The sequence below is a fragment of the Streptomyces sp. NBC_01267 genome (genome assembly GCF_036241575.1).
Lineage (GTDB): Bacteria > Actinomycetota > Actinomycetes > Streptomycetales > Streptomycetaceae > Streptomyces.
The window spans coordinates 653,534-672,250 of the sequence record NZ_CP108455.1 but is presented as its reverse complement, the minus strand read 5'-3'; the positions used below and the strand labels follow the sequence as shown (position 1 = coordinate 672,250).

The 18,717-nt window shown below is 70.0% G+C and carries 17 protein-coding genes and 1 pseudogene; 8 read left to right on the top strand and 10 right to left on the bottom strand.

Annotated features, from left to right (window positions below; genetic code table 11):
* Positions 1 to 42: 42 nt before the first annotated feature.
* Positions 43 to 1,683 carry a phosphoglucomutase (alpha-D-glucose-1,6-bisphosphate-dependent) gene (pgm, locus tag OG709_RS03210; protein ID WP_329164721.1) on the top strand — a complete coding sequence of 547 codons (1,641 nt, stop codon included), beginning with the start codon at positions 43 to 45 and terminating at the stop codon, positions 1,681 to 1,683.
* 40 nt (positions 1,684 to 1,723) lie between these two features.
* On the opposite strand, the gene rho is transcribed toward pgm, so the two are convergent.
* On the bottom strand, positions 1,724 to 2,872 hold the full coding sequence (rho, locus tag OG709_RS03205; protein WP_250300405.1) for a transcription termination factor Rho: 1,149 nt from the start codon (positions 2,870 to 2,872) through the stop codon (positions 1,724 to 1,726).
* 243 nt (positions 2,873 to 3,115) lie between these two features.
* On the opposite strand from rho, the gene OG709_RS03200 reads away from it, so the two are divergent.
* Positions 3,116 to 3,271, top strand: coding sequence for a hypothetical protein (locus OG709_RS03200; protein WP_266644348.1), 156 nt, complete (start codon positions 3,116 to 3,118; stop codon positions 3,269 to 3,271).
* The gene (locus OG709_RS03195; RefSeq protein ID WP_250300401.1) at positions 3,258 to 3,767 is read left to right on the top strand and encodes a DUF5709 domain-containing protein; all 510 of its coding nucleotides are present in this window, start codon (positions 3,258 to 3,260) and stop codon (positions 3,765 to 3,767) included. The genes OG709_RS03200 and OG709_RS03195 overlap by 14 nt, the downstream gene beginning before the upstream one ends.
* 14 nt (positions 3,768 to 3,781) lie before the next feature.
* Here the strand turns inward: OG709_RS03195 and OG709_RS03190 are convergent, their stop codons facing one another.
* Positions 3,782 to 4,906 (bottom strand): baeRF3 domain-containing protein, encoded by a 1,125-nt coding sequence (locus tag OG709_RS03190; RefSeq protein ID WP_250300400.1) that lies wholly within the window; start codon positions 4,904 to 4,906, stop codon positions 3,782 to 3,784.
* Between the two features lie 97 nt (positions 4,907 to 5,003).
* Between OG709_RS03190 and glsA the strand changes: the two genes are divergently transcribed.
* Positions 5,004 to 6,314 carry a glutaminase A gene (gene glsA, locus OG709_RS03185; protein ID WP_250300398.1) on the top strand — a complete coding sequence of 437 codons (1,311 nt, stop codon included), beginning with the start codon at positions 5,004 to 5,006 and terminating at the stop codon, positions 6,312 to 6,314.
* Between the two features lie 123 nt (positions 6,315 to 6,437).
* Here glsA and OG709_RS03180 read toward each other — a convergent pair whose 3' ends face one another.
* Positions 6,438 to 7,346, bottom strand: a complete 909-nt coding sequence (locus tag OG709_RS03180) for a glycoside hydrolase family 16 protein (RefSeq protein WP_329164718.1) — start codon at positions 7,344 to 7,346, stop codon at positions 6,438 to 6,440.
* 504 nt (positions 7,347 to 7,850) lie between these two features.
* Between OG709_RS03180 and OG709_RS03175 the strand changes: the two genes are divergently transcribed.
* Positions 7,851 to 8,471 (top strand): LAETG motif-containing sortase-dependent surface protein, encoded by a 621-nt coding sequence (locus OG709_RS03175; RefSeq protein ID WP_329164716.1) that lies wholly within the window; start codon positions 7,851 to 7,853, stop codon positions 8,469 to 8,471.
* Positions 8,472 to 8,530: 59 nt separating this feature from the next.
* Here the strand turns inward: OG709_RS03175 and OG709_RS03170 are convergent, their stop codons facing one another.
* Genes OG709_RS03170 through dhaK form a run of 3 tightly spaced genes read right to left on the bottom strand, consistent with a single transcriptional unit; the run spans position 8,531 to position 10,578 of the window.
* A complete protein-coding gene (locus OG709_RS03170; RefSeq protein ID WP_250300394.1) occupies positions 8,531 to 8,935 on the bottom strand; it encodes a PTS-dependent dihydroxyacetone kinase phosphotransferase subunit DhaM in 405 nt (134 codons plus the stop codon).
* The gene (gene dhaL / locus OG709_RS03165) at positions 8,932 to 9,528 is read right to left on the bottom strand and encodes a dihydroxyacetone kinase subunit DhaL (RefSeq protein ID WP_250300392.1); all 597 of its coding nucleotides are present in this window, start codon (positions 9,526 to 9,528) and stop codon (positions 8,932 to 8,934) included. The genes OG709_RS03170 and dhaL overlap by 4 nt, the downstream gene beginning before the upstream one ends.
* A 57-nt stretch (positions 9,529 to 9,585) precedes the next feature.
* Positions 9,586 to 10,578: a dihydroxyacetone kinase subunit DhaK gene (dhaK, locus tag OG709_RS03160; RefSeq protein ID WP_250300390.1), complete on the bottom strand. Its 993-nt coding sequence runs from the start codon at positions 10,576 to 10,578 to the stop codon at positions 9,586 to 9,588.
* A 530-nt stretch (positions 10,579 to 11,108) separates the two neighbouring features.
* On the opposite strand from dhaK, the pseudogene OG709_RS36025 reads away from it, so the two are divergent.
* A pseudogene (locus OG709_RS36025) lies at positions 11,109 to 11,264 on the top strand (DUF2637 domain-containing protein); the annotation flags it as partial.
* Positions 11,230 to 11,571 (top strand): transposase family protein, encoded by a 342-nt coding sequence (locus OG709_RS03155; protein WP_329164714.1) that lies wholly within the window; start codon positions 11,230 to 11,232, stop codon positions 11,569 to 11,571. The pseudogene OG709_RS36025 and the gene OG709_RS03155, both read left to right, overlap by 35 nt.
* Before the next feature lie 47 nt (positions 11,572 to 11,618).
* Here OG709_RS03155 and OG709_RS03150 read toward each other — a convergent pair whose 3' ends face one another.
* From OG709_RS03150 to OG709_RS03135, 4 genes are all read right to left on the bottom strand, one after another.
* Positions 11,619 to 11,987: a VOC family protein gene (locus OG709_RS03150; RefSeq protein WP_326695358.1), complete on the bottom strand. Its 369-nt coding sequence runs from the start codon at positions 11,985 to 11,987 to the stop codon at positions 11,619 to 11,621.
* 185 nt (positions 11,988 to 12,172) lie between these two features.
* A complete protein-coding gene (locus OG709_RS03145) occupies positions 12,173 to 12,610 on the bottom strand; it encodes a helix-turn-helix domain-containing protein (protein WP_266644355.1) in 438 nt (145 codons plus the stop codon).
* 33 nt (positions 12,611 to 12,643) lie between these two features.
* A complete protein-coding gene (locus OG709_RS03140; protein WP_329164711.1) occupies positions 12,644 to 15,118 on the bottom strand; it encodes a glycoside hydrolase family 5 protein in 2,475 nt (824 codons plus the stop codon).
* A 662-nt stretch (positions 15,119 to 15,780) separates the two neighbouring features.
* Positions 15,781 to 17,331: a right-handed parallel beta-helix repeat-containing protein gene (locus OG709_RS03135; RefSeq protein ID WP_266644357.1), complete on the bottom strand. Its 1,551-nt coding sequence runs from the start codon at positions 17,329 to 17,331 to the stop codon at positions 15,781 to 15,783.
* A gap of 339 nt (positions 17,332 to 17,670) precedes the next feature.
* On the opposite strand from OG709_RS03135, the gene OG709_RS03130 reads away from it, so the two are divergent.
* The gene (locus tag OG709_RS03130) at positions 17,671 to 18,657 is read left to right on the top strand and encodes a hypothetical protein (protein WP_250300381.1); all 987 of its coding nucleotides are present in this window, start codon (positions 17,671 to 17,673) and stop codon (positions 18,655 to 18,657) included.
* Positions 18,658 to 18,717: the final 60 nt, after the last annotated feature.

The window sequence follows — 18,717 nt, the reverse complement described above, 5'->3', positions numbered from 1 at the left end:
CTGACAAACTGAGACCGACGACCGATGTGGAGGAGTGGGCAGATGCCGCACGAAAGAGCGGGACAGCAGGCGCGGCCGGAGGATCTCACCGATGTCGCCCGGCTGGTGACCGCGTACTACGCGCTGCACCCGGACCCGGACGAGCCGGCGCAACGCGTGGCGTTCGGAACGTCGGGACACCGGGGTTCCTCCTTCGCCACCGCGTTCAACGAGGACCACATCGCCGCGACCAGCCAGGCGATCTGTGAGTACCGGGCCGGCCAGGGCACCGACGGTCCGCTCTTCCTCGGCGCCGACACCCATGCGCTCTCCGAGCCCGCCCGGGTGACCGCCATCGAGGTGTTCGCCGCCAACGGGGTGACGGTGCTCATCGACACCGCCGACGGGTACACCCCGACCCCGGCCGTGTCGCACGCCATCCTCACGTACAACCGTGGCCGCACCTCGGCACTCGCCGACGGCGTGGTGGTCACGCCCTCGCACAACCCGCCCGGCGACGGCGGGTTCAAGTACAACCCGCCCAGCGGCGGACCGGCGGGCTCCGACGCGACCGGCTGGATCCAGGACCGGGCCAACGAGATCATCGCCGCCGGCCTCAAGGACGTGCACCGGATCCCGTACACCCGCGCGCTGGCCGCGCCCACCACCGGGCGGTACGACTTCCTCGGCAGCTACGTGGCGGACCTCCCCGCGGTGCTCGACCTGGACGCGGTACGGGCCGCGGGGATCAGGATCGGCGCCGATCCGCTGGGCGGTGCCTCGGTCGCGTACTGGGGCCGGATCGCCGAGCAGCACCGGATCGATCTGACGGTGGTCAACCCACTGGCCGATCCCACCTGGCGGTTCATGACGCTGGACTGGGACGGCAGGATCCGGATGGACTGCTCGTCGCCCTGGGCGATGGCCTCCCTGATCGAGCGGCGCCACGAGTACGGGATCGCCACCGGCAACGACGCCGACGCCGACCGGCACGGCATCGTCACCCCGGACGCCGGACTGATGAACCCCAACCACTATCTGGCCGCGGCCATTTCCTACCTCTACACCCATCGTGAACAGTGGCCTGCCGCCGCCGGCGTCGGCAAGACGCTGGTGTCGTCGGGGATGATCGACCGGGTCGCCGCCGACCTGGGACGTGAACTGGTCGAAGTGCCGGTCGGTTTCAAGTGGTTCGTGGACGGTCTGGTCGACGGCTCGCTGGGCTTCGGTGGCGAGGAGTCGGCAGGGGCCTCGTTCCTGCGCCGGGACGGCTCGGTGTGGACCACCGACAAGGACGGCATCATCCTGGCGCTGCTCGCCTCCGAGATCCTCGCGGTCACCGGGAAGACCCCGTCCGAGCACTACACCGCGCTCACCGACCGTTTCGGGGCGCCCGCCTACGCCCGGATCGACGCCCCCGCGACACGCGCGGAGAAGGCGGTGCTGGCCAGGCTCTCGCCCGAACAGATCACCGCGGACACACTCGCCGGGGAGCCGGTGACCGCTGTACTCACCGAGGCACCCGGCAACGGTGCGCCCATCGGCGGCATCAAGGTGACCACCGAGAACGCCTGGTTCGCGGCCCGTCCCTCCGGCACCGAGGACGTGTACAAGATCTACGGCGAGTCATTCCTGGGGGCGGACCATCTCGGCCGGGTCCAGGAGGAGGCCAAGGCGGTCGTCTCGGCGGCGCTCGCGGGCTGACGGCGAACGGGCCCTGCCCGTACTCCCGTCGGGGCGGCCGTCAGGCGCCGGGGACGGTCTGCTGGATCTGCCGCAGGAAGGCCGCGTTGTCCGGCGTCTTCCGGATCCTGTCCAGCAGCGCCTCCAGCGCCGACCGGCCGTCCCTGGACCGGAGCGCCCTGCGCAGCCCCCGTACCGCCGTCAACTCGGCGTCGGGGACGAGCAGTTCCTCGCGCCGGGTGCCGGACGGGGAGATGTCGACGGCCGGGAAGATCCTGCTGTCGGCCAGTGCGCGGTCCAGCTTGAGCTCCATGTTGCCGGTGCTCTTGAGCTCCTCGAAGAAGTAGTCGTCGGCGCGCGATCCCGTGTCGACCAGCGCGGTCGCGAGGATGGTGAGCGAGCCGCCCTCCTCGGCGAGACGCGCCGCTCCGAAGAGGCGCTTGGGGCCCTGTACGGCGGAGGCATCGACACCGCCCGAGAGCGTACGGCCGCCGGCGGGGGCCGCGTTGTTGTGCGCCCGGCAGAGCCGGGTGAGGGAGTCCAGCAGGATGACGACGTCCTTGCCCTGCTCGACCAGGCGCTTGGCCCGCTCCACCGCGAGTTCGGCGAGCGCGATGTGCTCCTTCGGCGGCCGGTCGAAGGTCGAGGCGAGCACCTCGCCCCGTACGGAGCGGCGCATGTCGGTGACCTCCTCGGGGCGTTCGTCGAGCAGGACCACCATCAGATGGCACTCGGGGTGGTTGGCCGCGACGGCGGCGGCGAGCTGCTGGAGCAGCACGGTCTTGCCGGTCCTGGGCGGCGCGACGATCAGCCCGCGCTGCCCCTTGCCGACCGGCGTGATCAGATCGACGAGGCGGGTCGTGGCGCTGCCGCCCGCGGTTTCGAGACGCAGCCGCTCCCGGGGATGGAGCGGGGTCAGGTCGCGGAAGTGCGGCCGGCCGCGCAGGGCCTCGGGCGGCCGGCCGTTGACCCGCTCCACGCGGGCGGGCGAACCGGGACGCTCGCAGCTTCCTTCGACGAAGTCGCCCGCACGCAGGCCGAATTGGCGGATCTGCGCGGCGGACACCTGTACGTCGTCGGGGGAGGGGCGGGAGCCCGCTGTCCGCTGGGTGCGCAACAGGCCGTGCCTGCGGTCGGTGAGGTCGAGAACGCCGGCGGCCGGGACGGCCAAGTGCTGGGGTACAGGGGGGCGTTCGAGTGTGCTGGTCATGAGGGGTCCTTTCGCGGACATGGCGAACAGGGGGCCTGGCGGGGCGGTGTGATCACGCCCCGTGCCGGGCGGAGGAGCCCGGGGCCGGGAAGGGAAGTGTGGTACTCGGAGGCTGGATCGCCGCTCACGAAGAGACAGGCGCAACAGCGGGAGAGGAGAATCTGCACCGGCGCCGACCACGGACTGCTGGGAACGTGGTGTACATGAATGTGATGTACGAGAATGCGGCGTACACAAGTGCTGATGGCACCGTACCACACATCGGGTGCGGTGCACGCCGAGGGCGGCTGTGGCGCGGGCTCGGCATACTGGGAGGTGTGGGGTGTCCCCGCCTCGATCTGCGAGCAGGCGCACCACGAGCCGTACGAAGGAGGACACCGTGGCGATGCGAGCACATGACGCCAGGGGGGACGACGTCTACCAGCCGGACGGCAGCGAAGTCACCGAGGACACGGGCATCCTCGACCGTGAGGACACGCTGACCGGTCGCGCGTCGGACCCGTACGACGAGGGCTGGTCGCCGCCGGAGCGGCCACTGGGTGTCGATCACGTGGGTACCACGGCGGAGGAGCAGCACGAGGGCGAGACGCTGGACGAGCGTCTCGCGGAGGAGCTGCCCGACCCGGCGATGCTGCGGGCTCCGCACGGCGACGGCATCGGTGACTCGTCGGACAGCGACGGCGAGGCGCTGGACGACGAGGTCGGCGCCGGCCGTGCGGGCCGTCTGGTCGCCCCCGACGAAGGGGCGCACGAGGAAGCGGAGAAGGACATGCTGGCGGAGGACGTCGGCATCGACGGCGGTGCCGCCTCGGCCGAGGAGGCCGCCGTACACGTCGTTCCCGACGCGGACGGCGGCCTCGCGCACCGCGAGCAGGCGGGCAGCCCGCGCCGGTAGCCCGGAACTGCTGCTCAGTAACGGAGTTCGGCCGCGATGTGCTGGTGGTCGGCGAGTGTGCCGTCAGGGACGAAAGCGACTTCGGCGCCGCTGTCCAGGGCCAGTTCGACGAGTTCGTCGACGATGTCCTCCCGGACGATCCCGTCGTCGGGTGCCTGTGACTCGTGTTCCGCCGGGTCCGCGGGGGCGAGGTGCCCCTCCTTCACCCGGACGGTCTGCTGGAAGCCCTCCTCTACGGCCACGAAGGCGGCGCGCCCCTCCCGTACCGCCTCCCACACCTCGTCGAGACCCGCGGCGAAGGTCCGCCTGCCGCGTGCGGCGTCGAGCCGGTCAGCGGTCCTTTCCGCGGTCCGCCGCTGGAATTCCGCCAGGCTGGGTTCGAGTTCCTTGTGGAGTTCGTAGGCCGGACCGTTCACCATGCCGCCGGTGAGCACCTTGCCCGCGGCGTTGCGGGTGGCGGTCCCCACGTCCTCCAGCAGGCTCAGTGCGGGCGCCAGACCCACCACGTAGAGCGGCCGGGGCACCGCGGTGAGGATCGCGCCGAGCGCGGTGTCCACCTCACGCAGGAACCGCCGGGTCTCCTCGTCCTGGAACGTACTGGCCACATCGCCCACCCGCTCCTCGCGCTGAGGGTCGTTCTGCAGTTCGTCCGGGGTGACGGGGAAGGTGTTGCCGGTGTGCTCGCGCACGGTCTCGCCCGACCCGTGCCAGAGCGTGGCGCGGGTCGCCGCGACGGCGAGCACCCAGTAGGGCCTGGCCTGCGCCCTGGCGGCGACCAGGTTCCTGGTCAGATAGCTGTCGCTCACCACCACCCGCTCGGGCACCGCCCTTTCCAGCACCCAGATCTGGTACTCGTCCGTACCGGCGAAGATCACCAGACCGTCCAGGGAGTACCGCAGGTCGACTTCGGCGAGCGCCCGGTCCAACTGGGCCTTCAGCCCCACGCGCACCTGCCGCGACACGGATTCGTCGGCGTCGATCCGGCGCCCGGCCTCCGTCATGAGATTGCGCAGACGCACCGAGTCCTGGGCGTTGTCGGGTTCGCGCCGGTGGGTGGGCATACTCACGGACACCACCGGATGGGGCTGCTTCTTGCGCAGGGTCTGCAACAGCGCAGGCGTCAGAGCGTTGGTTTCCATGACTCCCTTTCTGGTCCTTGTCCTCCTTCACAATCCATCAGCCGCCGCACGGCTGCATCCGGACGCGACCCGCTCCGATCCGTGCTTAGCATGAGGAATGGCGACGGACGGGCCCGTGCTCGATGTGGTGACCGAATCCCTGGTGGAGCTGTACGAGCGGCTCGGCGCACTGGACGACGGAGCGGTCGCCGACTACATCCCGCAGCTGGCCCTGGCGGACCCGGACACCTTCGGGCTCTCCCTGGTGAGCATGGACGGACACCGGTACCAGGCGGGCGACGCGGAGATGCCGTTCACCGTCCAGTCGGTGTCCAAGCCGTTCGTCTACGCGCTGGTCCTCTCGGAGTTCGGCCTGGAGGAAGTGACCCGCTGGGTGGGCACCGAACCGAGCGGCGAGGGGTACAACGCCATCAGCCTGGAGCCGGACACGGGACGGCCGGACAACGCGATGATCAACGCCGGGGCCATCGCCACTACGGCATTGGTGCCGGGTGCCACCTGCGAGGAGCGGTTCGAGCGCATCCTGGACTGCCTGAGCCGCTTCGCGGGACGCGGCCTCGACGTCGACGAGGCCGTCCACCGCTCCGAGGCGGAGACCGGCGACCGCAACCGCGCGCTGGCCTATCTGATGAGCAGCGCCGGCGCACTGCCCGGCGCGCCCTCCGTCGTGGACACCTACTTCCGGCAGTGCGCGGTACGGGTCACCACCGGAGACCTCGCCGTGATGGCGGCGACCCTGGCCAACGGCGGTGTCAACCCGGTGACCGGAGAGACGGTGGTGTCCGAGACGGTGGCCTGCCAGGTACTCGCGGTGATGGCGTCGTGCGGGATGTACGACGCCTCCGGCGCATGGCTGCTGCGGGTCGGGCTGCCCGCGAAGAGCGGGGTGTCCGGCGGCCTGATCGCGGTGAGCCCCGCCCGGTTCGGCGTCGCGGTGCACAGCCCGCCGCTCGACGCCAGCGGCACCCCGGTACGCGGTGTCGCGGCGCTGCGGGAGCTGTCCGAGCGGTTCGGCCTCCACATGATGCGTCATCCGACGCGCAGCGCCCCCACCGTCACGGAAGCCGACCGGGGCGTGCGGCAGGGCCTGGTGGCCGCGCAGGGAGCGCTGGACTTCACCGCCGCCGAACGGCTCCTGCACGGTCTGTCGGACGTCACCCCGCAGGACGGTGGCTGGGTGGTCCTCGATCTGCTGGACGTCACGAGCATGGACACCTCGGGCGCGACGATGGTGGCGACCGCGCTCGCCCGGCTGGAGGAGGAAGGGCACCGGGTCGCCGTCGTGGTCGAGCCGCGCGCGACCGCCGGCGCGGCGCTGACGCCCTGGCGGAGGTTCCCGTCCCGCGAGGAGGCCGTCGACTGGTGCGAGAACGGGAGCGCCGGTGTGGGCGGGACCGGGCGTACATGAGCGGTGCGGGTGACGGCCCGGGTCCGGCCGTACGGATGACGCCGGCCCGCCGGGCGGGGCCGCGTGGTCGCGCGGCCCCGCCCGGCGGGATCCCGGAACTGCCGTACCGCCCGGTGCGCCGGTTCAACCGCCGTGCGGGGCAACCTTCTTGGCGGCCTGCCCGGTCGGCAGTGCGCTGTTGCCGGTGGTGACCTTGACCTCGTCGACGACCAGCTGCTGCGGGAAGGCGGTGCTGCCGTCGGGGTCGCCCGGCCAGTATCCGCCGACCGCGAGGTTGAGGATCAGGTAGAAGGGCTTGTTGAACACCCACTGCTTGCCACTGACATCGGCCGGTGTGCGTTTCTGGTAGACGTTGCCGTCCACGGACCAGGTGATGGAATCGGGGGCCCAGTCGACGGCGAAGGTGTGGAAGTCGTTGGAGAACACCTGCCCGCCGGGGAGCGTGTAGGGGGCGCCGATGCCGTTCGATCCGGAGTAGCCGGGGCCGTGGATGGTGCCGTGCACGGTCGACGGCTCGAAGCCGACGTTCTCCATGACGTCGATCTCACCGCAGTTGGGCCAGCCGACCTGCCCGATGTCGCTCCCGAGCATCCAGAACGCGGGCCACATGCCCTGTCCCTTCGGGATCTTCATCCGGGCCTCGACATGTCCGTACGTGGACGAGAACTTGCCCGAGGTGTTCAGCCGGGCCGAGGTGTACTCACATGTTCCGTACCAGCACTGGTAGTTGTGCGGGTTCTCCTTGCGGGCCGTGATGACGAGATGGCCCTGCCCGTCGAGGGCGGCGTTGTCGCTGCCGGGTGTGTAGTACTCGCGCTCGTGGTTGTCGACGTTGTCGCCGGTCTCGATCTGCCACTTTCCGGAGTCGACCGCGGAGCCCGCGGGCCCGTCGAAGGTGTCGGAGAACGTCGTCGTGGCGGCCTTCGCCGCGGGTGTCTGGTCCGCGCTCGCCGTGGCGGTGAGGACCGGGGCGAGGAGCAGGGCTGAGGCGGTGGCGACAAGAAGTCGCCGTGCCAGTCGTGGGGAGTCCATGACTCTCCCTTCCGGTGCACGGATGCCGTGCACTGAACGGGCATGTTTGACACAGGTATGACAGACATGCGCAGCGGGGTCGCCCATGTGCGACGACCGGGGTGGGGGGTGCGCCGTACTTCACTTCGAGATTTAAGAAGTGAACCAACTTGCTGTCAAGGCCTTGGTCTGTACCACCCACCGGAAAGCTGAATTCATGTCTGAACGGACCAAAACGAAAAGGGTGTTGTGTCATGGTCGTGTGTTCAGGACTTGAAATGGGACGTCCGTGTCGACCTGTAGGTGTCATCTGCCGGGCCCCGGGGCGAGGACGCGAATTCACCGGCGGGACATGGCCCGGGGGGCGGCCCCCGGGCGTGCGCGGAGGGGGCGTCAAACCGACGGGTGAGCGGGCGCGTTGGAGACCGGAGTGAAGGGTGGGGCGCCGATGTACCTGCGGGTGTCGGGGCGATACCCTGCGCGCGCACCGCCAAACGGGCGGTGCCGCAAGTGTGGAGGATTTTTGTGACCGTATCCAAGAGATCGTGGCGGCGCCGGGGGGCCTTCATAGCCGCGGCAACCAGTGTGATCGGCGTCGGTCTGTGTGCTGTCCCGGCGCAGGCGCATGCTCCGGCGTGGTCTGTCTCGTGCTCCGAGGTCACTGTCGACCTGAAGGCGTACAACGCCAAGGTCACCAACACGGTGACCGTCAGCGTGGACGGGAAGGACATTCTCCCCACGCAGGAGTTCGGCTCGTCGTTCAGCAAGACGCTGCCGCTCGCCGAGCACACCGAGAAGCTCTCTGTGCACCTCGTCGTGAAGGCCGGCGACAGCCAGCAGTTCTCGCTGGACGAGACGAAGACGGCGCCGGTGTGCGACACGCCGAAGCCGCCCGTCACCCCGACCCCGTCGGACACCCCGAGCAAGCCGGCCCCCACTCCGAGCGAGTCGGTGACCCCCAGCGCCAGCCCCAGTGAGTCGGCTGCGGTGCCGGTGCCCTCGCCGAGCGCGAGTAAGCCGACCGACCTGGCCGAGACCGGTTCCTCCAGCTCCACGCCGCTCATCGCGGGCGCGGCTGCTGTGGTGATCGTCGCCGGTGGCGGCATCATGTTCGCCGCGCGCAAGCGCCGCAGCACGCAGAGCTGATCCCCCGTGAGCTGCCGACGCCTCTGCCTGAGGCGTCGGCAGCTTTCGTGATACGTCGGTCAGACCTTGTGGTACGCGTACGCCTCGGACGCCGCGGCCTCCACCGCGTCGAGATCGCCACCCGCCGAAGCGGTGACCAGGGCCGCCACCGCGCCCTCCAGGAACGGTGCGTCCACCAGCCTGGTGCCGTCGGGGAGTTCATCGCCCTCGGCCAGCAACGCCTTCACTGTCAGTACCGCGCTGCCCAGGTCGACGAGGATCGCGACACCGGCCCCCCGGTCGACCGCCGCGGCGGCAGTGCTGATCAGCTCCGAGCTGGTACCGAGCCCGCCGTCCGGGGTGCCACCCGCCGCGGCCACCGGAGCGGTGGTCGCCCCGCCGGTCAGCCCCGTCGCCAGCTCGGCGACCGCAGCCGCGACCGGCGCGCTGTGCGACACGAGGACGATTCCCACGAGCGCACTCATGCGGCCACCGCCACGAGCGCGCCGATCAGCAGCGCGGACGAGGTCGCCCCCGGATCCTGGTGCCCGATGCTGCGCTCGCCCAGATAGCTCGCCCGCCCCTTGCGCGCCAGCAGCGGTACGGTCGCGAGCGCCCCGGCGTCGGCGGCTTCCCCGGCAGCCGCGAACGACTCCCCGAGAGCCTCGGCGGCCGGCAGGAGTGCGTCCAGCATCGTCTTGTCACCGGCGGCGGACCCACCGAGCTGGCCCACCGCCGCGACACCGGCACCCAGGGCCTCGGCCAACTGCTCCCGGGAGACGGTGGCGTCGTCGCCCAGTGCCTTTCCCGTACGGCGCAGCAGCGTGCCGTACAACGGCCCCGACGCACCGCCGACCGTGGAGATCAGCTGCCGCCCGGCCAGGGTCAGGACCGCGCCCGGAGTGTCCGGGGCCTCCTTCTCCAGCACGGCGGTCACCGCGGTGAAGCCGCGCCGCAGATTGCTGCCGTGGTCGGCGTCACCGATGGCCGAGTCCAGTTCGGTCAGCCGGTCCGCCTCCCTTTCGACCGCCTCGGCCGTCGTGTACATCCAGCGGCGGAAGAATTCGGCGTCGAGCACAGGGCCTCCCTGATGGGTCCGGTTCGGTGGACGGGACGAGTTCGGTGGACGGGACGGTCAGCAGCCCCAGCGCAGAGCGGCGGTCCTCACCGGCGCGTCCCACAACCGCAGCAGTTCCTCGTCCACCTGGCAGAGCGTCACCGAGCAGCCTGCCATGTCGAGCGATGTGACGTAGTTCCCCACGAGGGTACGAGCCACGGCCACACCACGCTCGGTCAGCACGCGCTGCACCTCGGCATTGAAGCCGTACAGCTCCAGCAGGGGAGTCGCCCCCATACCGTTCACCAGGGCCAGCACGGGGCCGTTCGGCCGCAGATCCTCCAGAACCGCGTCCACCGCGAAGTCCGCGATCTCCCGCGATGTCATCATCGGGCGCCGCTCGCGGCCGGGCTCGCCGTGGATCCCGACACCCAACTCCAGCTCGCCGGACGGCAGATCGAAGGTCGGACCGCCCTTGGCGGGCGTCGAGCAGGCACTCAGGGCCACACCGAAGGACCGCGCACTGCCGTTCACCTGCCGGGCGATCGCCTCGACCCGCTCCAGCGGCGCGCCCTCCTCCGCCGCGGCCCCCGCGAGCTTCTCCACGAAGAGCGTCGCACCGGTGCCGCGCCGTCCGGCGGTGAACGTGCTGTCATCCACCGCCACGTCGTCGTTGACCAGCACCTTCGCGATGCGTACGCCTTCGTCCTCGGCCAGCTCGGCCGCCATGTCGAAGTTGAGTACATCGCCGGTGTAGTTCTTCACGACGAACAGCACCCCCTCACCGCTGTCGACCGCGGCGGCGGCCCGGACCATCTGGTCCGGAACCGGCGACGTGAACACCTCACCGGGACAGGCGGCGGCAAGCATGCCGGGGCCGACGAACCCGCCGTGCAACGGCTCGTGCCCGGATCCGCCCCCCGAGACCAGCCCCACTTTTCCGGCGACGGGCGCGTCGCGCCGTACGATCAACCGGTTCTCGACATCGACGGAGAGGTCCGGGTGTGCGGCGGCCATGCCGCGCAGGGCATCCGCGACGACGGTTTCCGGGACGTTGATGAGCATCCTCACGGGTACCTCCTGGTGAGCTTTGCAGGCAAGTTGTTGAGCACGATTTTCACAGGTCAGGATGGGTGGGGCAGATTATTGATCTGGGCGGTTCACGGCGTCTCGAAGCGGTTCCGCGCGGTATTGATGCTGACTCCTTGCCGGGTTCCCGATGGAGCGTCAAGTTGGATTGGCGGGTGGCGCCCTTTGCGGATGTGCATCATGGCGTAATTATCGACGCCAGGGTGCGGGCGCGCGCCAGTGTGCCATCGGTCGGATGCAGGTGATCCCACCGAGGTGGGCGGGGCAGCGAGTCAGCTGGCCGGGCGGGGCGGCGTGGCCAGACGGCGGAATGCGGCCGTGAGCTCAGCCGGGTAAAGGAAGGATCCCTGGCTCCGGGTGGATCAACGGACGCATCTGTTCAGTTGAGGAAGCGAAGAGGAGAAACCGATGAATGCGAGGACTTGTTCCGTCATCATCAGCCACACTGCCCGGCCCCACCGCACCTCGACACACAGTCAAACACCCACACACCCAACAGCGTGACAACGCCGATCGACGGGTTCATCGCCTACGGCATCCGGGCACTCCTGGTCCTCCGCGACGCGCCCCTGCGCGCCCGGCTCTACGTTTGGACCCTCTTCGGCACGGCCACCGCTGCCAGCATCTGGGCCAATGCCCTCCACGCGGGCAGGCTCAACGAGGAAGCGGGCCCACCCGCGCGCTGCCGGCCTCGGCGCCCCGGCCGCCCACCTGGGCTTCCTCGGCCTGGACGACGACGGGGACGATCCCGTGGTCGTCACTGGCTTCAAGGCCACCCGCGCCCGCAGGCTCACATCTGCCGAGAAGGAGGCCAACTGGGTCATGGCCGCCGGACGCGTCCCCGTCGAACGCGGCCTTGCCCACCTGAAGAACTGGCGGATCCTCACCCAGCTCCGTAGTGACCCCGCCCTCGCCACCCACCTGTTCCGCGCGCTGCTCGTCCTGACGAACATCGAGGCCGCTACCGGCAATTGATGTCTGCCGCAGGTAGCCCACGATCAGCACATGCCCCCGGAAAAGCGTCACCGGGCCGGGATCGGCTGAGTGAGGTTCACCGGGTTGCCGTCGGGGTCCTGGATGTGGGCGACGCGCTGTCCCCACGGCATGTCGTTGGGGCCTCCGCTGACCGAGCCGCCGAGCGCCTCCACCCGGGCGAGCGTCTCGTCGACGTCGTCGACACCGATGCTGAGCAGGATCCGTGGCGCCGCCCCGGTCTCGGGGTCCGCCTTGGCCACCAGCCCGAGGTCGGTGTCGCCGATGCGCAAGCCGAGGTAGAAGGACGGGCCTTCCTCCGGTACCCGGAAGATCTCCTTGGCGCCGAACAATTTCGTGTAGAAGCCGAGCAGAATGTCCTGGTTGGCAGTCAGGATCACGGGCTGGATGGTGGACATGGCACTCCTGTCGAGAACGGTCGTGTCGCTGGGTAGACCGTAGGAGGACGGTGAACTCATCGGCAAAAACCACCGCGCCGGACGATCGACAGCACGGACTGCCGCCCACGACCAGCACGAGCACCTCGAAACGAGGTCACGGCACCCCGCTGACCAGCTACTTCAAGATGGCGGAGTTTCAGGTGTCACCGCCAGGCTCCGCAACGAGTGGCAGTGCATTGCGACAGAGGCCCGAGGGACAGATATCGCATAGCACGGCCCTCGGGGATCCTCATGCGACTGGACAGGGTTGGTGCACCGGCCAGGGGAGAGCGTTGCATGGCAAACGAGATGGTGATTGCGGCATCGGTGATTTTCCGGGGAACGCCGGGCCGCGGGTCGTCGCACAAGCCGTCCAGGCCGCGCCCGAGGAACCTGCGTCGCCAGGTGCGGACCGTGTCCGGGGTGATCCGCAGCCGGCGGGACACCTCCATGATGGAGTGGCCTTCAGCGCACTCCAGCACGATCCGTGACCGCTGGGCCAGAGCCTGGGCCGTCGTCCGGCGACGTAACCAGCCCTCCAACACAGCCCGCTGGGCATCAGTTACCGACAACGGCGGAATCTTCGGACCCGGACGACTCATGCCCGACTGACGACGAGTCTCTGACTCAGGTCACTAGGGTGCACCGGTTCGTGCCTGGACACGGTACGAACCGCTCGCGCAGCCCGTGATCCGCCAACCGCCCTGCTCGCGCGCCGACTTCACATCAGTCACGCCGTGCACGGACAGCTTCGGCGCGGCCGAGCCGGGGAACCACACGTCGAGGGTGCACGAGCGTGCGCCCTTCGCCGCCGTGCCGCTGAACTTCAGCGTGTGCCGCGAGCTGGAGAGCGCGTCCAGGGTCCCCGGTACGGCCCGCGGGTAGGGCCGTACCACCAGGTCCTTGACCCCGGCGGCGGGCGGCAGGGTGTCGCCGGTGGCGCAGTCCTGCTGGACGTAGTTGCCGGCCGCCGGGGACGTGGTGCTCGACTCGGGGCTGCCGCAGGCCTGCTTCCACACCCAGAAGGCGCCACCCATCCGGTACGCGTCCGCCTCGTCCTGGAACCGCTCGGCCAGGGACTGCGCGCGCTTGCCCGTGAACGGGAACCAGCCCCACTCGCCGCTCCACATCGGCATCCCGTACGCCTTTGCCTGCCGCTCCGCCAGCGCGAAGCCCCGTTCGACGGAGACGAGGGTGATGCCGAGGGACTGGTCCATGGTGATCGACTCGTTGTACAGGTGCGGGGCGAACACCGTCCACGGGTCTTCGGTGAAGCCCGGCAGCGGCGTCGCGGCGAAGCCGAGCCCGGACCACAGCACGCTGGGTTCGAGGAAGGCCAGGTGGTGGAAGCCGCCCGGCGTCGCGTTCTCCGCCGCGCGGATCGCCTTCAGCGCCCGGTCGTAGTACGCGCCGAGCAGCACCGAGCTGTCGGTGCTCGCGTCGTCACCGAACCCCGGCTCGTTGTAGAGGCCGTATCCGGCCACCGCCGGATTGCCTGCGAAGGTGCGCGCGAGCAGGGCGAGGGTGTCCACGAGGTGGCCCTGGATGCCGTTGGTGTCGTGGTAGAAGTTGCTCGCCGCGCGCTGGACGGCGGACGTGGTGTCCCGGTCGAGACCCTGGCAGCGGGAGAGCCCGTCGGTGAGCGTCGCCCAGGCGGGCGCGCCGTCGAACCCCGGCAGTGGTGTCGCGCACGCGCTGCTCTTTGTGCCCGCCGTGTAGCGGGAGTAGGCGTCCTGGTGCATGTCGATGTCGGTGTACATGCCGTACTCGGCGGCCCAGGCGACGGCCCGCTCGATGCGGGCGAGGTAGGACTGCGACCAGTGCCCACGGGTCGGTTCCAGGCGTGACCAGTTGACGTTGAGGCGTACGACGTCGAAGCCCGCGGCGGCCATCTGATGGAAGTCGTTCTCGGTCAGCGGGAGCACCCTCTTGGCTCCGGACCGGCCGTTCGTGCCGTAATCGTTGAGCTGGTTGACGTTCACGCCGCGCAGCAGCACCTGACGGCCGTTCGTGTCGACGATCGTCCGGCTCCGCACCGTCAGTGCGGGCAGCTCCTGCGACCCGGTGGCCCGTGCGGCGGCGCTCACCGTCGCGGTGCGGTCCGGCGCCGCGGTCAGCAGATTCCCTGCGACGACGGCGAGCAGCACCAGGACCGCCACCAGCGGCAGGCCTGTTCGTGGGTTCGTACGTATCTGTGGCGGGCGGCGCAGGAGCAACTCGGCCGGGGCGAGGGCCCACCCGAAGGCCAGGCCGAGCGCGAGCCCCGCACCGACCGCCTGGCCTGCCATGGGTATCGCCGCAAGGTCGCCGCTGCCGGACACGGCTGCGACGAGTCCGTCGACCGCGCCGACCAGTGCGCCCGCACCGAGCGCGCAGACCCAGCCGCCGACCAGGAGTCCGGTCCCCCGCGCCTGGGCGAAGCGCCGCTCGCTGCGCAGTTGCAGCGCGATCGCCACCGCCGTCACCAACACGGCTGATATCGCCGGCAGCTGGGCGGTCAGGCCCGTGGATATCGAGGCGGCGGGTGAGGAGGAGGCCAGGGCGCCGAGCAGCAGCAGTCCGGCAGGCAGGGCGGTCAGCAGGGTCCGGGCGACGATCGGCCGGAGGTCCTGCCCGGCCGCCGGCTCTCCTGGCGGCGCCGCACGCCGGAGCACCAGTACCGCGACCAGGGCCGGCAGCCAGCCGAGCAGCGCCGTCCGCTCGGCCACCAGTCCCGCCGACCAGAGCGCGACCGGCAGGAAGTCCGTGCTGCCGCTGTGCACGGCGACCCCCACGGTGTCCGCAACGGCCTGCCCGAACCGGGCCAGGGCGCCCGCGAGGACGCACACCCCCCAGACCCGGAGGAGTACCCGGCCGCGCCCGGTGCCCGGCCCGGCGGTGCGCACCGTCGCCAGCGTTCCCGCGTACGCCACCGCGGCCAGGACCGGTAGGAACACCAGCCATCCGGCCAGCGACCACAGTCCGTGCACGGCCCCCGCGCGCAGCGTCTGAGCGCCCACCGGGGCGAACAGGCCGGTCGGATCCGCGTACGCGGCGACGAGGCACAGTGCGGTGAACGAGACGGCGGTGGCTGCCGCCACGGTGTGGTCCTGGTACCTGGCACGGGGCATCGGGCGATCGTATGACACCGTCGGGCGCGCCAACCGGCCTGTGTTGATCACGAGTTGATTAAGTTACCGACGGGTTGGACCGGGCCCCGGCGTGTGCGGGACCCCTTGCCACCGGATGCTGATGTTCGCTCAGGTGGCGCTACGAGGTGTTCGCCACCAGCCGCGTCAAGGACAGTGAGGACGGTAAGGACAGCGAAGACGGTAAGGACGGTGGGGCGTGGCCCCACTGCCGGGTGAGAGCCGCGGTACCCAGGGCGGACGCGAGTCCGAAGTGACCGCGATCGGGATCCGGATCGGGTCGACAGGCTGGTGCGGTCGAGCGCGTCGTCCTGCGTCGGGTAACCCGACTCTTCGCACTGTCGCCCCGCTCCGTTGCGGAACCGGATGGCGTAGGGGTGTGCGCATCCGCCCTGTCGTTTGCAGCTGCAGGTCTTGAAGAAACTGCCCGTCCCACGGATGAGTCTGGTCGCCACGTGCGCCGCTCCGGCCATGTGTTCAGGCCCGAGTCGTACCGAGGAGCGGCTGTCGGCGTCGGCGGCCGGGGGACGGCGCCGGCCGGCGGTGGCGCCCCGGGTCCACCGGATGAGTTGCGTTCCGGGAGTGGTGGAGGACCCGGGGACGTCCACCGCTTGGGCGGCGCCGCCCCCTGTTTGCCGTCTGTCTCAGGACCCGGAGCTGACGGGACCGGTACCGCAGGAGACGGCCCTGCCCGCGTAGGCGCCGATGTTCGGGGCGCCGGTGGCCGGGACGGTGTTGCCGTAGTAGTCGCGCCCGCCGTTGCCGGTGATCGCGGCTCCGGTCTTCAGCGCCGGGGATCCGGAGCAGAGCCGGTAGCCGGTGGCGTGGGCGCGGTCGGCGGCGGTGCCCGGTGCCTGCAGCAGCGGGTCGGTGGTGATCCCGGCGCCGGCCGGTGCGCCGGTCACGTTCGACAGGTCGTTGTGGTCCAGCGAGTAGCCGCCGCCGTGCAGGTTGACGGAGGCGGAACCGCTGCCGGTCTTGACGACTGTGTTGTTGCGGAATGTGACGTTGCGCAGGGTGGTGTTGTTCTCCTGGATCACGGACTGGCTGACACCGGGGCCGATGTAGATGGTGTTGTTGTAGACGTCGGCCGACTCGATGGTCCCGCTGCAGTTCTCGAACCCTCGGTAGGAGTCGTTCTGGCTGATGTTGTACCGGACCACGGCCGTGCGCAGGATGCCCGTCGCGTTGCACAGCAGGAAGAATCCGCCGGCGTTGTCGTGGCTGTAGTTGTACTGGAAGACGGTCCCCACGGTGCCCTGGTCGATGTCGTAGGCCATCCCGTCCAGGGTGGTGGTGCCGCCGCTCGTGTCGTTGTACTGGAAGACCGCGTTGTCCGAGTCGTAGGGCCACATCCCGGCGTTGTAGCCGCTGGAGCGCTTGTGGAAGCCGGTCAGGGTGTTGTGGTCGATCAGCGCGCCGGTGGTGTTGCCGGGCACGATGCCGTCGCCGCCGATGTCGGAGAGGTGGTTGCCGCTGATGGTGACGTTCGGCCAGGGGATGAAGGTACCGGCGCTGGGTCCCTCGAAGCCGGACCGGTTCCAGGACGAGACGAAGAAGACGCCCTCGCGGTCCACCGTGCGGATGGTGTTGTTCCTGATGGCGACCGTGTCGAAGGAGGACGGCGTGGTGGTTCCGCTGACGGTGAAGTAGATGCCGCCACTGCCGGACAGGCCCTTGGTGTCGTCGCCGTTGACATCGTGGATGTTCAGGTTCTCCAGCACGATGTGGTGGGCGGTGCCGTAGTCCGAGAGTTCCACCGACACTCCGCGACGGTTGCCCTGCGTCGCCGCTTTGTTGGTGATCTCCAGATTGCGGATCTCCCACCACTGCTGGTTGTGCAGCCGTACCGCGGCGGCTGCACCGTCACCGGCCACCAGTGGGTCGGCTCCGGTGCCGTAGGTATTCACGGTGATCGGTCTGCGAGCGGCCCCGGAGCCCTGCGGTGCCAGGGTTCCGGCACAGGTGGTGCCGCGGTTGAGCAGGATGCGGTCGCCCGGCGCGAACACGGTCGCATCGACCTTGTCCAGGGACTTCCAGGCTGTCCTGGGCGAGGTGCCCGCGCCTGTGTCGCTGCCGCCCGAGCAGTCGAGGTAGTAGGTACGGCCGGCGGCAGCGGCGGGCCCTGCCGGGAGAACGACGCCGAACAGCGAACCACAGAGGGCGCCGGCGAGGAGAAGGGAACGGACGCGCATGAGAACCTCCCGTTGAGGGGGAACGTGAGAGCCTCCGGCGGCAGGCGCGATGCGGTCAGCCGCTCCGACAGGTGGGGGGCTGATCGGTGCTGTGCAGGCGGCCGGGGCAGGGCAAGTGCATCGCACCCATAACTGGGTGTCAATAGGTGATTGAAAGAGCGTCAAAATAAGCATGAACAAGCAGATTTGATGCAGTCGGCTTCCGAATCGGGAACGTGTGAGAGGGGCGAAATCGAGACCGAACTCGTGGAGCACCCGTGAATACCCTGTGGAAGTGATGTCAGTGGGTCCCCTTATGCTGCACCCCGACGATCACGCGGGACCAGGGGAGGGCGCGGCATGTTCGGCAAGCTGTTCGGTAGGAGTGGCGAGAGACCGGCGGCGGATCCGCACGCCCTTCCCGTCACACGCAGGCAGAAGGGCGGCACGTACAAGGTGCGCGCGCTCGGGGACGCGCGGGTGCTCGCCCTGGTGGAGGCGGCCGACGCGGGTGACTGGGAGGCGGTCAAGACGGCGCTGGCCCCCTTCGACCTCGGCCGCGACCACCAAGTTCTCAGTGAGCTGGCCGACTTGGACGGTGTGCAGGACTGGATCGGCCGGGCCGCCGAGGAGGACAAGGAACACCGGGCGACGGCCCTGCTGATATCCGGGGCCCGTCACATCAGCTGGGGCTGGGAGGCGCGGACCGCCGCGCAGGCCGTGAACGTCTCTCGGGAGCAGTGGCGAGTCTTCCACGAGCGGCTCCACATCGCCGAGGAGCAGTTGTTCGAGGCCGCCGAGTTGCGGCCGGAGTGGGTCGCCCCGTGGCGCCGCCTCCTCACCTCCGGCCGTGGCATGTCGTTGGGTCGCCTCGTCAACGAGACCCGGCTCGACGCCGCGCTGCGCCGCGACCCGCTGGATCTGGAGACCCGCGTCGAATGGCTGTCGCAGTTGCAGCCCCGCTGGGGCGGCGAGCCGGGCCAGGCCCTGGCCTTCGCCCGTGATGCGCTCGCCCGCGCACCGCAGGGGCACCGGCTCGGCTGTGTGATCGCCGTGGCGCACATCGAGGACTGGGTCGAGTCGGACACCGAGGACGTCCTCGAAACACCCAGGATCCAGACGGAGTTGCGGGCCGCGGCCGACCACAGCATCCTGCACCCCGCATACGTACGGCGCCCCGGATGGCAGCACGACTTCAGCATGTTCGCCATGGCGCTGTCGCTGGCCGGTGAACGCCACACGGTCCGGCGCGTCTTCAAGGCGCTCGACGGCGCGTACACCGGAGGGCGGCCCTGGACCTATTTCGCGGAACCCGAGGAGCAGTTCGCCCGCCGCCGCCGCGCCTGAGCGCCCGCCGCCATCGCCGCCGCTTGAGCGCCCGCCGTGCCGATCCCCACCGCCACCTGC

Coding starts and splice junctions, on each gene's coding strand:
- pgm (WP_329164721.1), top strand. CDS start 43: ATGCCGCACGAAAGAGCGGGACAGCAGGCGCGGCCGGAGGATCTCACC.
- rho (WP_250300405.1), bottom strand. CDS start 2,872: ATGACCAGCACACTCGAACGCCCCCCTGTACCCCAGCACTTGGCCGTC.
- OG709_RS03200 (WP_266644348.1), top strand. CDS start 3,116: ATGGCACCGTACCACACATCGGGTGCGGTGCACGCCGAGGGCGGCTGT.
- OG709_RS03195 (WP_250300401.1), top strand. CDS start 3,258: ATGCGAGCACATGACGCCAGGGGGGACGACGTCTACCAGCCGGACGGC.
- OG709_RS03190 (WP_250300400.1), bottom strand. CDS start 4,906: ATGGAAACCAACGCTCTGACGCCTGCGCTGTTGCAGACCCTGCGCAAG.
- glsA (WP_250300398.1), top strand. CDS start 5,004: ATGGCGACGGACGGGCCCGTGCTCGATGTGGTGACCGAATCCCTGGTG.
- OG709_RS03180 (WP_329164718.1), bottom strand. CDS start 7,346: ATGGACTCCCCACGACTGGCACGGCGACTTCTTGTCGCCACCGCCTCA.
- OG709_RS03170 (WP_250300394.1), bottom strand. CDS start 8,935: ATGAGTGCGCTCGTGGGAATCGTCCTCGTGTCGCACAGCGCGCCGGTC.
- OG709_RS03155 (WP_329164714.1), top strand. CDS start 11,230: ATGCCCTCCACGCGGGCAGGCTCAACGAGGAAGCGGGCCCACCCGCGC.
- OG709_RS03150 (WP_326695358.1), bottom strand. CDS start 11,987: ATGTCCACCATCCAGCCCGTGATCCTGACTGCCAACCAGGACATTCTG.
- OG709_RS03145 (WP_266644355.1), bottom strand. CDS start 12,610: ATGAGTCGTCCGGGTCCGAAGATTCCGCCGTTGTCGGTAACTGATGCC.
- OG709_RS03140 (WP_329164711.1), bottom strand. CDS start 15,118: ATGCCCCGTGCCAGGTACCAGGACCACACCGTGGCGGCAGCCACCGCC.
- OG709_RS03135 (WP_266644357.1), bottom strand. CDS start 17,331: ATGCGCGTCCGTTCCCTTCTCCTCGCCGGCGCCCTCTGTGGTTCGCTG.
- OG709_RS03130 (WP_250300381.1), top strand. CDS start 17,671: ATGTTCGGCAAGCTGTTCGGTAGGAGTGGCGAGAGACCGGCGGCGGAT.